The organism is Candidatus Binatia bacterium, from assembly GCA_036493895.1.
GTDB lineage: Bacteria > Desulfobacterota > Binatia > UBA1149 > CAITLU01 > DATNBU01.
Window position 1 is genome coordinate 86138 of record DASXOZ010000019.1, and the last position, 15913, is coordinate 102050.

The 15913-nt window shown below is 67.5% G+C and carries 10 protein-coding genes; 7 read left to right on the plus strand and 3 right to left on the minus strand.

The window, feature by feature from the left end; translation table 11 throughout:
• The first annotated feature begins 59 nt into the window (after positions 1-59).
• From VGK20_05465 to VGK20_05475, 3 genes are read left to right on the plus strand one after another with little or no spacing between them, the layout of a single operon-like run.
• Complete coding sequence (locus VGK20_05465; protein HEY2773482.1) at positions 60-1778, plus strand: glycosyltransferase family 39 protein; 1719 nt, start codon at positions 60-62, stop codon at positions 1776-1778.
• Positions 1779-1781: 3 nt separating this feature from the next.
• Positions 1782-2570 (plus strand): class I SAM-dependent methyltransferase, encoded by a 789-nt coding sequence (locus VGK20_05470; protein HEY2773483.1) that lies wholly within the window; start codon positions 1782-1784, stop codon positions 2568-2570.
• 17 nt (positions 2571-2587) lie between these two features.
• Positions 2588-3337 (plus strand): hypothetical protein, encoded by a 750-nt coding sequence (locus tag VGK20_05475; protein HEY2773484.1) that lies wholly within the window; start codon positions 2588-2590, stop codon positions 3335-3337.
• Between the two features lie 19 nt (positions 3338-3356).
• Here VGK20_05475 and VGK20_05480 read toward each other — a convergent pair whose 3' ends face one another.
• From VGK20_05480 to VGK20_05490, 3 genes are read right to left on the minus strand one after another with little or no spacing between them, the layout of a single operon-like run.
• Positions 3357-5054: an alkaline phosphatase family protein gene (locus VGK20_05480; GenBank protein HEY2773485.1), complete on the minus strand. Its 1698-nt coding sequence runs from the start codon at positions 5052-5054 to the stop codon at positions 3357-3359.
• Positions 5055-5067: 13 nt separating this feature from the next.
• A complete protein-coding gene (locus VGK20_05485; GenBank protein ID HEY2773486.1) occupies positions 5068-5937 on the minus strand; it encodes a zinc metalloprotease HtpX in 870 nt (289 codons plus the stop codon).
• 31 nt (positions 5938-5968) lie between these two features.
• On the minus strand, positions 5969-7561 hold the full coding sequence (locus tag VGK20_05490; protein HEY2773487.1) for a flippase: 1593 nt from the start codon (positions 7559-7561) through the stop codon (positions 5969-5971).
• A gap of 261 nt (positions 7562-7822) precedes the next feature.
• Between VGK20_05490 and VGK20_05495 the strand changes: the two genes are divergently transcribed.
• The 4 genes from VGK20_05495 to VGK20_05510 all read left to right on the plus strand — a co-directional run bounded on the left by VGK20_05495 (position 7823) and on the right by VGK20_05510 (position 15889).
• Positions 7823-10399 carry a fused MFS/spermidine synthase gene (locus tag VGK20_05495; GenBank protein ID HEY2773488.1) on the plus strand — a complete coding sequence of 859 codons (2577 nt, stop codon included), beginning with the start codon at positions 7823-7825 and terminating at the stop codon, positions 10397-10399.
• A 154-nt stretch (positions 10400-10553) separates the two neighbouring features.
• Positions 10554-11438 carry a 2OG-Fe(II) oxygenase gene (locus VGK20_05500; GenBank protein ID HEY2773489.1) on the plus strand — a complete coding sequence of 295 codons (885 nt, stop codon included), beginning with the start codon at positions 10554-10556 and terminating at the stop codon, positions 11436-11438.
• A gap of 172 nt (positions 11439-11610) precedes the next feature.
• Complete coding sequence (locus tag VGK20_05505; GenBank protein ID HEY2773490.1) at positions 11611-13773, plus strand: hypothetical protein; 2163 nt, start codon at positions 11611-11613, stop codon at positions 13771-13773.
• A complete protein-coding gene (locus tag VGK20_05510; GenBank protein HEY2773491.1) occupies positions 13763-15889 on the plus strand; it encodes a glycosyltransferase family 39 protein in 2127 nt (708 codons plus the stop codon). The genes VGK20_05505 and VGK20_05510 overlap by 11 nt, the downstream gene beginning before the upstream one ends.
• The last annotated feature ends 24 nt before the right edge of the window (positions 15890-15913 follow it).

A 15913-nucleotide genomic window follows, 5' to 3' on the forward strand; every position in this document is an offset into this window, starting at 1 on the left:
ACAACCAAAGCATGCCGCGGCGCGCCTTTCCGCCCCTGCACGGCGCGCCGAGGCGCGCCTTGCTGCCCCTGCTCGCCGTCCTGGCGGCGTGGCTCGTCGCCGTCGCGGCGATCGGAATCGGTGGCGATTTCCCGCTCGGCGACGACTGGTCTTACGCGCATGCCGCTCGCTCGTTGTGCGAGAACGGCAAGTTCGACTTGCTGCCGTGGACGGGAGCGAGCCTGTTTCTCCAGGCTCTGTACGGTGCGGCCGCGTGCAAGGTCGCGGGCTTTTCTTACGTAGTCCTGCGCACGACGACGCTCGCGATGTCGGTGTGCGGAATCGTCGCGACCTCCGCGCTGCTCGTCGAATGCGGAGCTTCCCCCTGCGTTGCGGCAGCCGGCGCTGCCGTCGTCGCGTCCTGCCCGCTCTGGCTGAATCTCTCGTTCACATTCATGACCGACGTGCCGTTCGCGACTCTCGCCGTGGTTTCGCTGTGGCTCACGGCAAGATCGCTGCGCCTGCATTCGCGGCCGGGCCTGGTGCTGGCGGGCGTCGCAGCGGCGGCGGCATTCCTCATCCGCCAGCACGCGGTGTCGATTTCGGCAGCGGCTGCACTGGCCGCCCTCCTTCCGCCAGGCAGGATCGCCCCGAATGCCGGCACGAAGAGCGATGCAGGTCGTCGGCCGGGTGATCGCCTCGTCGATGCGGCCGCGGTGGTCGCGGTTCCCGTCATGACGGTGATCGCCTACACCGCGTGGGCCGCGACTTCGTCGGCAACGCCGCTGGCGGTGCACAACAAGCTGGTCGAGGCGGCAAGGCTGGCGCCTGTCTCCGCGCTGGACGTTGCGTTCCGGGCGCTGGTGACACTCGGCTTCCTCATCCTTCCGTGGACCGCGACGTCCGCATTCGCCACCGGTCGCGAAAAGAGAGTCTTCGCGCTCACCCTCGCGGTCCTTGGCGGCATCGCCGGATTCGTGTGGGTGCGCAACGGATCTGCGATGTTCTATCTCGGCAACATCATGGGACTCCTGCACGTCGGCGCCCGCACGACGCGCGACGCGATGTTCCTGGCCAAGCCCGACGCTGCCGAAATTCCGGGCCTTGCACGCCCGATCCTCACGGTGCTTTGCGTGATTTCCGCCTCGCGCCTGGTTGCGCGCCTGTCACTTCTGGTGCGACTCGGCGGCCCGATTGCGTCCACCCCGGCGATCCGCAACGACACGCGCTACCGCGTCGCGTGGCTCTGCGTGATGGCACTTCTGCTCTCGGGCGCGGGCACGCTGCTGCAGGCGCATTACTATTTCGACCGCTACCTCGTCGTGCTCGTACCGCTGGCAATCGCGTCACTGGTCTGCCTCGATCCTTCGCCGAGGTCCGGAGCCTTCACCGTAGCGGCGACGATCGCGATGGCCCTGTATTCCGTCGCCGGCACGCATGACTACCTCGCATGGAACCGCGCGCGCTGGGGCCTGCTTTCGGAGCTGGAAAGCAAGGGCATCGACGCCACGCACATCGACGGAGGCTTCGAGTACAACGCGGAACGCCTTGCCGCCAGGCTGCGTACGTCACCGACCGACGCGCAGGCCGCCGCGGGCCAGGACGCATTGCACAAGAGCTGGTGGTGGGTCGTCGACGACGAATGGATCGTCGCATTCGGGCCGCTTGCCGGCTATGACGAAGCAGCCTCGCGGGAGTATCCGCGCTGGCTCCTGCCAGGAAAGGCCCGCGTCCTGCTGCTTCACCGCACGGGAACCGACGGACCTGCCGGCAGCGACGCGAAAGCGGGCGGAGCCTGAGGCATGCAACGCGAACAGATCGCCGAGATGTACGCCGTCGAGCAGGCGCACTGGTGGTTCTGGAGCAAACGACTGCTGATGCGCCGCCTGCTCGGCACCCGCCTGCGCAGGAGTGGTCTTCGCATCCTCGACATCGGCTGCGGGGCCGGCGCCAACGCTCTCGAGCTGTCGCGCTTCGGCCGCGTAACGGCTGCAGACCGCAGCCTCGAAGCGCTTGCGTTCGTGCGATCGCGCGGTGTCGACGATGTGGTCGCAGCCGAGGCTCCCCAGCTTCCGTTTCGCGATGCGTCTTTCGATATCGTCACGGCCTACGACGTGATCGAGCACGTCGACGACGACCGCGGCTTCGTGCGCGAGCTCGCAAGGGTGCTCGTCCCGGGCGGGGCGCTGGCAGTGCACGTGCCGGCGTGGCCGTCGCTGTGGAGCCGCCACGACGTCGTGCTCGAGCACAAGCGCCGCTACACGCGCCGCTCCCTGCATGCGCTGCTCAGCGTCGACGAGCTCGAGATCGACAGGCTCGGATGGACGAACTTCACCATATTCGCTCCGACGGCTGCGCTGCGCCTGGCTCGCCGCATTCTTCCGGGTGCAGGCTCGGGCGGCGACGGCGCAGACCTCGGCATCGTGCCGGCGCCCATCAACTGGCTTCTTCGTGGCGTGGGTCGCGCCGAAGCGGCTGTGGCCGCGACCACGGGGCTGCCGATCGGCGTGTCGCTGGCGGCAATCGCAACGCGGCGGCCGGCGACGGGCGACGACGCTGCGCGCAGTTCACTGGCGCAAGCACCAAAATGAGATAGACAGGCGGCTCGATGAGGAGTCTTCTCCAGGCACCCGAGCCGTCCCTTCCAGCCGTTGCCGGGCTCGTTGCGGTGGTGATCGCGGTCGTCGCCGCGATGATCGCGCTGGTCGGCGTCGCCGCCGGGCGCGACGGGCACGATACGCTGGAAAGCGGGCGCCCCTCCGGACTGCAGCGCCGTTTCACGGTGGCGATCCTTGCGTGGCTGGCAGCGACCGGTGCGCTGGCTGCAAGCGGGGTGCTTTCGCACTTCGAGGTGCGGCCGCCGCCGATGATGCCGCTCGCGCTGATCTCCTTCGCGCTGACGACGGTACTCGGTCTGTCGCGTTTCGGTGCGATGCTCGCGCGGGGCATTCCGCTGGCGGCGCTCATCGGCCTCCAGGCTTTCCGTGCTCCGCTGGAGCTGATCCTCTACCAGCTCAGCCTCGACGGCGTGCTGCCGGTGCAGATGACGTTCGACGGCATGAACAAGGACATCGCGACAGGAATCGTCGCGGCGCTTCTCGGCATCTGGGCGTGCTTTGCCGAGCCGCCGCGCATCCTGGTGCGCCTGTGGAACCTGATGGGCGTCGTGCTGCTGGCGATCATCGTGACGATCGCGATCACGTCGATGCCCGGACCGCTGCGCGTGTTTCCGAACGATCCGCCCAATACGATCGTCGCGACGTTCCCGTTCGTGTGGATCCCGACGGTGCTCGTGCAGGCAGCCTGGCTCGGGCACCTTCTCGTGTTCCGGCGGTTGCGGCTCGCCAGGCGAAGCTGATTCGCGCCTGCGCAGGCCGTCAGCGCGACGCCGGAACGATCAGCGCGTGTCCCGTCGCGCGTGCGGGTGCGGGCACACCGGCAAGCGCGGCCAGCGTCGGCGCGACGTCGACGGTCTCGACGCGCCGGTCGACCGTCACGTGCGGAACTCCCGCGCCCTCGAACACCAGCGGCACGTGCGTATCGTAGTCCCACGGCGTGCCGTGGCCTGTCGCGAACTGCGTCGCCGTCTCGCCCTCGAAGCTGATCTGCCAGCCGGGCTTCGGCACGACGTGGATGTCGCCGGAACGATTCGAATAGAAGCTGCGAGCCACGGCGCGGGCAACGTCGGTCTTTGGCAGCTGCCCGCTTTCGATCTGTTCGCGCGTGAACGCAGCGGCCACGCCCGGGGCCTTGGCAAGCTCGAACGCGAGGGCACGCGCGGCCGTCTCCGGATCGACGTGACGCCTCTTCAGCGCGTCCGTATCGAGGTAAACGTACGGCGGCCACTGGCGGCGGATGAAATCGCGGCCGAAACGCTTCTCGAGACGGAGGATGCCGTCCGATTTTTCGATCTCGGAAAGCACGACGTGCCCTGCGTCCTTCCCCTCGGCACGCAGCTCGTCGACAGGCTCGGCGATGCCGTGGTCGGCCGTAAGCACGACCAGCGTGCGGCCTTTGCCCGCGTATTCGTCGGCCGTTTCCAGCAGTTTCGCGATCGCCCGATCGAGGCGCAGAAGCTCGTCTTCGATCTCGAGGCTGTCGGGACCGTAACGGTGACCGATGTAGTCGTTGGCCGAGAACGCCACCGAGAGGTAGTCGGTGACGTCGTCGCGGCCGAGGCCTTCGGCGCGCATCAGCCGTCGTACGAAATCCAGCTCCAGGTCGTCGCCGAAAGGGCTCGCCTCGACGGCGGCGTAGTACGACTTGCCAAGGACGCTGCGATCGAGGCGGTGTGGGAACACGCGCGACATTCCTGCCGGCGGAACTTCCCACGGCATGTCGTCCTTCGCGCGTTCCACGTACGTCGACGGATCGAGAAGCAGCGTCCATGCCTGTCCGTCGAGATGATCGGCGCCGTGTTTCGCATTCCACGCCACTGCCCAGGCCGGCAGGCGGTGGTCGGGGAAATAGTAACTGCTCGAGATGAACTCGCCGGTCGCGTCCGACCACCAGAACGCTTTCCCGGCGCGTCCGGCCATCGGCACCGCGGCCCTGTCCTTGAGCGACACCGCGAATACTTTTGCGCGGCCATCGCTTGCCGCAACCTGCTCGGCCAGCGTCGGCGCGAGCAGCGCCAGCGGCGAGCGGGAACGGCAAGGCCTGCCTGCCTCGGCGTGTCCGGCAACCGGCACCGCGGCGCCGTCGTTGCCGACGACGTCGTAGGCAGGATCCTCGATGTTGTAGTGCATCGCGCCCGTCGTGCGGTCGAGCCAGGTGTTGCCGATCATTCCGTGCACCGACGGATCGGCGCCCGTCGCCAGCGTCGCGTGGCCGACGATGGTCTCGGTGTTGGCGTGACCGTGGTGGGCCTCGGTGAAGACCGCGCCGTTTTCGTAGAGCCGGCGAAACCCGTCTTTCGTCCAGCGGTCGCGAATCCGAAGCGGCAGGTCGGCACGAAGCTGGTCGACGGTGATCTGCAGGATCAGCCGTACTTTTGGCGCAGTTGCGCCGGCCTCTGCCGGCACCGGCGGTGCCAGCAGCCACACGAGCGCCGCGGCGAAGAATACAGCACGCATCGGCTCGGCGGCCTCAGCGGGTCCCACCCTGCGATTGCATCGCGTGGGCCATCGCCGTCAGCCTCTCGACTCTCTCTTCGGTCGACGGGTGCGTCGAAAACAGTCGCGACAGGCGCTCGCCGGCCGCCAGCGGGTTGACGATGTAGAGACTGGCAGTACCGGGAGCCACGTCGGCCGGAATCTGGTGGGAGCAGTTTTCGAGCTTCTCGAGCGCATCGGCCAGTGCCATCGGGTCGCCGCAGAGCGTCGCGCCTGCGCGGTCGGCGTCGAATTCGCGCGAGCGCGAGATGCCGAGCTGGACCAGGCTGGCTGCCACTGGAGCGACCAGCATCACGAGCAGGGCCGCAAGGCCGCCGCCGCGCTCCTCGTCGTCGCGCCGGCCGCCGAACATTCCCGACCACATCAGCGACTGGGCCGCATAACTGATCGCCGTCGCCATCACTGCGGCAATCGACTGGATCAGGATGTCGCGGTGAAGCACGTGGCTCATTTCGTGCGCGAGCACTGCGCGCAGCTCGCGGCGGTCCAGGAGCTCCAGGATGCCGCTGGTCGCCGCAACGACTCCGTGGGCCGGGTTGCGTCCGGTCGCAAAGGCATTCGGCTGCTGCTGGTCGATGATGCACACCCTCGGCTTCGGAATCCCGGCAAGGCGCGCCAGCTCGTCGACGATCGTGTGCAGCTCGGGCGCCTCGCTGACGCTCACTTCGCGCGCCCCCGAGACGCGCAGCACGATGCTGTCGCTGAAGAAGTAGGCACCGGCGTTCATCATCAGCGCCATCACGAGGAGCATCGGCGTGCTGCCGGGCGCGAGCACGCGACCGACGCCGACGAGCAGGGTCGTAAGGATGCCGAGCAGCAGGATCGTCTTGATGGTGTTGTTCATGTCCAGCCTCTCCTGCGAGCGGCTCCGCCTGCTAGTTCCCGACCCGGATTCCGCGGGCTTCGAGCAGGGAGCGAAGCAGGCGCCGCTCGGCGGCACCGAAGATGCCGAAGGCAGCGACGAAGATCACGTAGATTCCCATGCTCGCCGCCATCGAGGCAACCCCTTCGAGGCCCGTCAGCCGGGTTGCCAGCACCGTCAGCAGCACCGCCGCCAGCGGCCGGGCCGCCGAGGCCAGCGTCGCGCGCACGTAACGCCGCGTCGACGGCAGCATCGCGAGCGAAACCTGGGAAGCCGCCGTCGTCGCCAGCGCCGCGACCGCAGCGCCGATCGTGCCGAAGGTGGAGATCGCCAGCCATGACAGCGTCGCGCCGACGCCGGCGAAGACGAGGGTATTGCGCGACATGGCTTTTTCGTTATGGGTCGCGACGAGCAGGTTGAGGATCACGGTGCCGGTGGCGCTGAACAGCGCCGTGAACGCGAGCAGCGACAGGATGACGCCGGCCTCGACGAACGACGGCCCGAACAGCTTGCTCATGATCAGCCCGCTTTGCACCGCACACAGCACGACCGGAATTCCGGTGGCAACGACCAGGTAGCGCACCGAGCGCTCGGCGGTCGTCAGCAGCGCCGGCGATTCGCGGGCATGCAGGCCCGCCATCAGCGGGTAGATGCTGATCATCAGCGCCTCGGGCAGCAGCGAGAAAGCCTCGGTCACGCGCGAGGCCGCTCCGAGCTGACCCACCTCGACCGGTCCCCTCAGCGTCATCAGCAGGATCTGGCCGATGCGCAGGCTGACGGTCATCGCGAACGCGTTGAGCATCAGCGGAATGACGCCTCCGGCAAGGCGCCGCCAGCGCCGCAGGTCGAAACGGATGCGCGGCGCGATCTTCTTGCGAAGCACGAACGCAATGATGAAGAACGTCAGCAGGTTGGCGCCCGACATCGCAAGGAAGATCGACGTCAGGCTGCTGCCGTTCAGCACGGCGATCCACACGCCGATCGCCAGCAGGACGGCGCGCAGCGCGGCCTGCCAGAACAGCGCGAAGATCTCGAGGCGCGCGCGATGCCAGGCCCGGTACGCGCCGCCGAGCGCCGTCGGGAGGTTGAAGGCGGCGACCAGCATCAGCGACGGCGGCGTCTGGTGGTTCGACGCGATGCCGACGAACGCCACCGAGATGCACACCGAGCACAGCGCCATCGTCAGCTTGAGGCCGAGACCGGCATAAAGCAGCGCGTCGCGCTCGGCCGGATCCTGGCTCATCGTGCGGACCAGCACCGTGTCGATGCTGTAGTCGGAGACGATCTGGAAAAACGCGAGGTACGCGATGACGAACGCGTAGATGCCGAAGGATGCGGGGTCGAGGACGCGCGCGAGGTAGAGAAGGATGATGACGGGCAGGATCTTGTCGACAGCCTGCGTCAGCAGGCCGTACCAGGCGCGGCGCGCGACGTCGTGGGCATGGTGCGAAGCCTCGGCGCGCGCGGCCGTCTGCGCAGCCGCGTCGGCGGGCCCGGCAGCGTCGTCAGCCGGGGCGTCCTCGCCGGCCTCGAACAGCGGGGTTTCCACCTCCGTGCAGTCCGAGACAGCCAATTCGCCGAAGCTGGTCCCCTCGCTTTCCCTCATCGAATCCCGCCCGTTCCCGCCGGTCGCGAAGAAGTCTGCCCAGGCACGCGAGCGGGATGACCGACGCGAAGCCCGCGGGCAAATCCCGGCGATGAATCCCCGGGGCAGCCGGCGAAGCAAGTGCGCACCATTTTGGCGCAATATCTGCGAAGAAAGCGCGGCGAATTCCCGCCGCCCGCACGCCCACGAGCTGCTCGCACGACACCGGCGGCGCCGGGACGGCAATTGCAACGCGGTCAACTGACAGCTACAGGCATCCTCGTGCCCCGGCGCGTTTTGCTTCTCACGGGGCTGTTCTTTGTCTCCGGCGCCAGCGGACTCATTTATGAGGTCCTCTGGACCCGCCAGCTGTCGCTGATCTTCGGCGTCACCACCTACGCAGTTTCCGCCGTGCTCGCCACGTACATGGGCGGGCTGGCGCTGGGCAGCTTCTGGTTCGGACGGCGCGTCGAGAAATTCTCGAACCCGCTGCGCCTGTACGCGCTGCTCGAAGCGGGGATCGGTCTTTACGCGCTCGTCGTGCCGCTGCTGCTGCACGGACTTCGCCCGCTCTACATCGCGCTGGCCCAGCTCGGGCTTCCGTACGCGACGTTCTCGCTGGCGCGCACACTGCTGGCTTCAGGGGTGCTGCTGGTGCCGACGACGTTGATGGGAGGCACCTATCCCGTCCTCGTGCACTACTGGACGACGACCGGTCGCGGCCTTCACCGCGGCGCCGGCGTGCTTTATTTCGTCAATACGGCCGGCGCGATCCTCGGCTGCGCGCTGACGGGCTTCTGGCTCATCGAGCATTTCGGGCTGACGGGGACGACGCGGATCGCCGCCGTCAGCAACCTGCTGCTGGCAGCGGGCGCCGCGGCCATCGCCGGCCGCGCGCAGGCCTCCGGCGAGATCGCACCCGTGCGCAGCGATTCGCCGAAAATCGAGGAAACGGCCTTCTCGCGGCTGATCCTGCTCTGTGCCGGCATTTCGGGCTTCGTCTCGCTGGCTGCCGAAGTGCTGTGGAGCCGCGCGCTGCTGCGGTACCTCTACAATTCCACCTACGCGTTCACGTCGATGCTGAGCGCATTCCTTCTCGGCATCGCGCTCGGCAGCGCGGTCTACACGACGATGCTCGCCCACCGCCGCCGTCCCCTGCTCGTCCTTGCGGCGCTCCAGACAGGTGTGGCGGCCGGCTTCGTCGTGACGATCCTGGCGTTTCCGTCACTGCGCGAATGGACCGACTGGATGGTCGGCAGCGGCATCGTGACGACTTTCGAAGATTCGCTGCGGATGATGATGCTGCGGGCAGTGCTGGTGCTGCTGCCGCCGGTGGTCTTTCTCGGCGCGATCTTCCCGCTGACCGCCTCAGTCTACGCGTCAGGGCGGGACGACGTCGGTTCGTCGGTGGGCCGTGTCTATGCAGCAAACACGCTCGGCGCCATCGTCGGCTCGATCGCGTGCTCGTTTCTCCTCGTGCCGGTCATCGGCATGTGGGGCACCCAGAGGCTGCTGATCGCGCTGTGCCTGGTGCCCGCCGGGCTCGTGGCCTCCGTCGCTCTGCCGAGGGCGAAGGCCGCAGTGCTCGCTGCGACAGTCGTGGCCGCGGCAGCTGCGCTGTTCGTCCCTGCCGGCGACGTCTTTCGCGACACGTTCCTGCAGGGCAGGCCCGGCGTTCTCGATTTCTATCGCGAGGGATCGACGGATACCGTCGGCGTGGGCAACGCCTTCGGACAGCGCACCATCGTCTACGAGGACCAGCGCGGCACGGCCTCGACGATGTCGTTCGGCGTCAATTTCTTCCTCGGCCACCTGCCGATGCTTCTGCACCCGGGCACGCCGAAGCGCGTGCTGCACATCTGTTTCGGCGTCGGCAACAGCCTTTCGGCCGTCGCTTCGCACACCGAGCTCGAGCGCGTCGACAATGTCGAGCTGAGCCCGCACGTGCTCGAGGCCGGCCATTTGTTCTGGACCAACGACGACGTGCTCTCCAATCCGAAAGTTCACACGATCATCGACGACGGGCGCAACTACCTGATGACGACGAATCAGATGTACGACGTCATCCTGCTCGAGCCGCCCGAGACCTTCACTGCCGGCGTCATCAACCTGTACACCGTCGAGTTCTACCGCGACGCGCTGGCCCATCTCGCGCCCGATGGCCTGATGATGCAGTGGATCCCGACCGGCAACGGCACGATGAACGAGGAGAAGGAACTGTTCGCGGCCTTCGCGGCCGTGTTCCCGCACCAGAGCATGTGGTGGCAACTCGGCAGCGGCTGCGCGCTGCTGGTCGGAAGCCGCCAGCCGCTGGCCATCGACTACTCGCGCCTTCGCGAGCACATGAAGGAGCCGCGCGTGCACCGGGACATGACGCTCAGCCAGGTGCGGGACGTCGACCAACTGCTGAGCATGTTCCTCTTCGACGACGTCGCGTTCGCGGATTTCGTGCGCGGCGTTGCCCCGACCCGCGACGACCGTACCGTGCTCGACTTCACGATGCCGAGGTACGCCGGGTCCGGATTCGGCCTTGGCCAGTTCAGCTCCGACGCCAAGGCCGGCGGCGACAAGCAGAAGACGCCGTTCTGGTTCGTGCTGACCCGTCTGGCCGAGTATCGCAAGCTCGGCCGCCCGGTCGTCCCGTACCTGACCAACCTCGGCGGGGAAGATCCCGCTGCCATCGCGGCGCGCATCGAGCGCGCAAGGTTCACGCCGCGTCGAACGCTCGCCCTGAGCGAACCGGAGTGGCAACGCATGCGCAGCGACGGAAGCCTGCCGCAGCGATGGGTGGAAGCGCTGCGAGCGCCCGCAGCCGTGCCCGCCGTGTCCTCCGAAGGCGCACCTGCCGCGCCGCATTGATGTTGCGACCGGGCAAGGTGCCCCTCGAGAAGGACCTTGCGCTACTGACCCACTCTCGCCATAAGAGTGGGTCAGACGGCCGGGGAGAGGCCGCCGTGTCCCGGGCCTGGGAGCGCTTGCTCCCTTCAGCCCCTCTCGGCGCAAGGGAACTGGAATGCACGCTACCGAAGCAGCGACGGAGAGCGACCGCACGGTCGCCGGGCAGATCTTCGATTACGAGCGCTACGAGGCCGAGGCCGACGAGCTCGCGCAGCGCTACCGATCCAACAGCCCGTTTGCGCACCTGGCGTTCGACGGCTTCCTCGTTGACGACGCGGCTCGCGAAGCCGCCAGGACGTTTCCCGGCCACGCCGACGAGCACTGGATCCGCTACCGCCACGTCAACGAGAACAAGGCGAGCACGAACCGCTGGGAGGAATTCCCGCCGGTCGTCGATGCGATCATCCGCGAAATGAACTCGCCGCGCTTCGTCGCGCTGCTCGGCCGCATCACCGGAATCGAGGGCCTGCTGGCCGACCCCGAAATCGAGGGCGGCGGCATGCACCAGTCGTGGACCGGCGGCTTCCTCAACGTGCACACCGACTTCACGATGCATCGTGAGCAGCCGACGTGGCGGCGCCGCTGCAACCTGATCCTGTATTTCAACGAAGACTGGGACCCCGCATGGGGAGGCGCGCTGCAGCTCTGGGACTCGCGCATGAAGGAGACGGTCAAGAGCGTGGACTGCGTGCTCAATCGCGCCGTCGTTTTCAACACGCCGCGTGCGCTGCACGGCTTTCCCGATGCCCTCACCTGCCCCGAAAACCGCAGCCGCAAGAGCCTGCAGTGGTACTATTACACCGTCGACGAGACGACCGATGCGAAGCCGGTCGCGACGACGTACTACGCAAGGCCGGCCGACTCTTCCGTCAAGCACATCATGGTCAAGGCCGACAACGTGGCACTGCGTGCGTACCAGTGGGCCAAGATGCACCTCGGCATCTCCGATACGCTGATCACGAAAGTGACCAGGGCGCTGACGGGCGAGAAACCGCAGTAGCGAGACCGCGCGGGCAGCGGCCGGGCCGGCGGCGCATCTCGACGGTGATGCGCATGGCGCAATTTCGCGCATCATTCCGGTAGCTTGGGGCGATCGGCCACCTTGACTCCCCCCCACCACGCCGTTATCGTCGATCGCCTGACAGCGACCGACGCCCGGGTCGCTTTTCCGAATGAGCCGCCGAACGACTTTCCTGATCGTCGCGCTGATGTTCGCGATCGGCGCGGCGGTGCGAGTGAACAACGCCCTGGTTTTCTCGCCGGTGCGTGCCTACGACGGCTACGCACATTTCAGCTACATCTGGTTCCTCGCGCGCAACTGGCGCATTCCGCTTCCGACGTCGGGCTGGGAGTTCTTCCAGCCGCCGCTCTACTACGCATTCATGGCGTGGCTGTGGGACGCGCTTCCCGGCGTCGATCCGCTGATGCGGCTCAAGCTCGGGACCCTCACGATGGCGATGCTCGGGCTCGTCCACGCGTGGGTCAGCTTCCTTCTGGTCGGGCGGGCGCTGCCGGGTAACCGCATCGCGCAGGTAGCCGCGGCCGCCATGATGCTGTTCCTGCCGGTGCACCTGTATTCGGCCGGCTTCCTCGGCAACGAATATCTGTGCGCAATCTTCTGCAGCATCTCGTTCCTGGCGCTGCTCCAGCTGCTCGACAGGCCCACTGCGCTGCGCGCCGCGTGGCTCGGCCTCTGGCTCGGCGCCGCGATGCTGACGAAGTTCACGGGCCTGGTGGCCGTCGTCGGCACCTTCGCGACCATCGGCGCGCGCACGATGATCCGCCGCGAATGGAAGAGCGGGCTCAAGACCATGACGGTGTGCGGGCTGGTGGTGCTCGCGTGCTGCGGCTGGTTCTACGGCCGCAACATCATGCTCTACGGCACGCCGTTCAAGATGAGCCGCGAGACTTTCGTGCTGGCGCGCTACGAGCACATCCAGACCAAGGGACGGCGCACGATCTGGGAGTACGTGCTCTTCGATCCTGTGATCCTGCGCCGGCCCCAGTGGCCGCGAGGCGTGCCGCTGGTGCAGGAAACGCCGCTGCTGGTGCCATACAATGCAGCCGCCGAGTCGGTGCTGACGGGTCTTTTCGCCAACACCTGGTTCGACGGCTACGGCGGTTGGGTGCTGCCATCCATTTCGACGAGCGACACCGTACGCCATGCGGGGCAGGCGCTGATGACACTCGGGATGGTGCCGTCGCTGCTCGTGGTCCTCGGTTTTGCCGTGGGGATTCGCCGCCTGTGGCGCGACGGCTGGGACGACACGGTCGTTGCGATGGTCGCCACGTTCGTCGCGATGATCGCCGTAGTCGTCCAGGGCACCAGCTCGGTGGCCACGCACGCAGCGGTCAAGGCCACGTACCTGCTGCCCGTCTCGGCGGTGTTCGGCTTCTGGTTCGCGCTCGGCCTCGACTGGATCCAGCGCCGGCACGTGCGCTGGGTGCGGCCGGTGCTGGCCTCCTGCGGCGTCCTGGCCATCCTCAGCACTGCCGTTTTCCTTCAGGGGCGCACGATCGCGCAATCATGGTTCGCCGATTCCTGGCTGACGCCGATCTGGCTCAACGAGTACGGCGTCATCTACCACGCCGGCGGCGATGACGAGCGCGCGCGCGACTACCTGCAGCAGGCAGCGGACCAGGACTACCACCTGGGATTCGAGAACCTCGCGTCGTTGTCGATCGACGACGAACCGATGCGCTCCCTTTACTACATGCGCCGCGCGCTCGAGCTGCAGCCTTCTCAATCCCTCGGCACACCGTGGGACCGCGAGCTGTTCAACCACAACACGGCCGCCGAATACCTGAACACGATGGCCGTCATCTACCACCGCCTCGGTGAGGACGCCGCGGCCGAGAACGCATTGTCGCGCGCCCTGGCAAACGACAAGAACCTGCCGGAGGCGAACTACGACCTGGCGCTGCTGGCCGCGCTCAATGCCGTGGCGGGTCCGTCCAGCAAGGTTGCCCCGGCACGCGACGCGTGGCTCGCGCGCAGCCGGCGCCTGCTGTTCGACACGCTGGTGCTCGACCCGGCGTTTCGCGAGGCGAAGCTGCTGGCGGCGACGCTCGAGGCGATCGACGGAGACTGCGACGACGCGCGCGCCGCGCTCGCCGACGCGAAATCGATGCACGCGCCGCGGCTCTACCCGGTCGATACCGGTGTCGGCGACATGCTCGCGGCGTCGATCAAGCGCAGGCGGTACATCACCGGTTTCCCGGCTGCGCTCGATCCGGAACTGCTGGTACCGCTCTGCAAGCCGGCGCAAGCAGCGCAAGCAGAGAAAGACGCGCAGGACGCTGCGCAAGCCGCGCCGGGTGCGAATGCCTCGTAACCGCCCGCCGTGGCTGCTCGCTCTGGCGTTCGTCGTCGCGTGGGCAGTGCGCATCAACAACGCGCTCACCTACCCTGCGCTGCGCGCCTTCGACGGCTTCGGGCACTTCACCTACATCTGGTTCATGGCCGAGAACTGGCGGATCCCGCCGCCCACCTCCGGCTGGTCGTTCTTCCATCCGCCGCTGTACTACTGGCTGATGGCGTCGATCTGGAATCTGCTGTCGGGCTTCGACCCCGTCGCGCGACTGCGCGCGGGCACCTGCCTGACGGCAACGCTCGGGCTCGCGCAAGCCGCAGTCGCCTGGACGATCACGCGCCGCTGGTTTCCGCGCGATCCGCTGTGGCCCGCGCTTGCGGCCATCCTCATGCTGTTCCTGCCCGTTCACGTCTTCACTGCCGGATACCTCGGCAACGAAAGCCTGAACGCGGTGCTCTCGAGCATCGCAGTGCTCGTGCTGCTCTGGACCCTGCGCAAGCCGGACGTGCCGCGCTGCCTCGTGCTCGGCATCTGCCTCGGCCTGGCGATGCTGACGAAGTTCACCGCGGTCGCGATCGTCGCGGCCTCGTTCGCTTCCCTCGGCCTGCAGACGCTGGCGCGGCGCGACTGGAAACGCGGCGTCGTTGCGATCGCGACCGTCGGGGCGGCCATGCTGCCGATTTGCGGGTGGTTCTACGCGCGCAACATCATCGAGTACCACGATCCGTTCAAAGTCAGTCGCGACGAGTTCATGGTGCGCCGCCATGAGGACCTCCAGACCTGCGGCAAGCGCGACTTGCTCGAGTACCTGCTGTTCGATCCGCTGATCGTGCTGCGGCCCCAGTGGCCGCGCGGCATCCCGCTCACCGGCGACCTGCCTTTCGGCGTCGAGCACAGCTCGCTTCGCGAATCGGTGTGGACCGGGGCTTTCGCAAACACGTTTTTCGACGCGGTCGGCGCGCAGGTGCTGCCGCCGGTCACCGTCAGCGACGTGTCGCGGCACGCCGGCCAGGTGATGCTGAGCCTCGGGCTGGTGCCGACTGTGCTGGTGCTGGTCGGCCTGGGGACCGGCCTCATGCGCATTCGCCGGTACGGCTGGGACGATACGCTGGTGCCGCTTCTTCTGGCGTTTGCCGCGGCGCTTGCGCTGTTCATCCAGGCGACGCGCACCGTGCCCATGAACGCGGCCGTCAAGGCAACTTACCTCACTCCTGCCTCGGTGCTGTTCGCATTCTGGTTCGCCGTCGGAGCCGAGCGCGTCGCCGCGTCGCGTCCGCTGCTTCGCCGCTTGCTCGGCACCTGGGGCGTCGTGTTCCCCGTGGCGACGACCATCGTCTTCTCCAACGGCGTCTTCCTCGAGCGGCACTGGCTCGACGATGCGAGCACCAAATCGCCGGTGTGGCAGAACCTCTACGGGGTTGTCTACTACGCCGGCGGCTGGCACGAACGTGCGCGCGAGCTCTTTGAAACAGGACTGGCGACGAGCTGGCACCTGTCCTACGAGAACCTCGCGACGATGGCGCTCGACGAAGGCCGTCCCCTGGAGGCGCTCTACGACATCCGCAGCGCCGCGCGGATGCAGCCGACGCAGTCGTTCGGCACGCCGCCGGACAAGATCATCTACGAGCGCACGACGCAGGCGGAATACAGCAACACGATGGCGGTGATCTACGACCGCCTCGGCTGGGCGGACGCGGCGCTCGCGTCGGCGAGGCGTGCCGTCGAGCTCGACCCGACGATCCCCGAATCGAATTACGACCTGGCACTGCTGACGCTGAAATCGGTGCTGAAACCCGACGGCAGCCGCGATCCGGATCGCCTGGCCGCCGCGCTGGAGCGCAGCCGTTCGCTGATCGTCACGGCAGTCTCCGCCGACCCCGCTTTTTTCGAGGCGCGCGCACTGGCCGGATCGGCGACCATCCTCGAGGGAAACTGCGCCGCGGGCGAAAAGATGCTGCGCACCGAGCTCGCTCCGCATCCGGGCAGATACCGCTTCTATCCCGTCTCGACCGGACTCGGCGACATCATGGCCGCCGCAGTGAGGCGGCGCATGCACATCGCGCTGCCGCGCGAGCTCGCGCCCGACTCGCTGCCGGCGTGGTGCAGTGCCGGGCAGGACGCGTCTTCGGGGTCCTGAGCACGAGGACGCTCGATGTCCGGT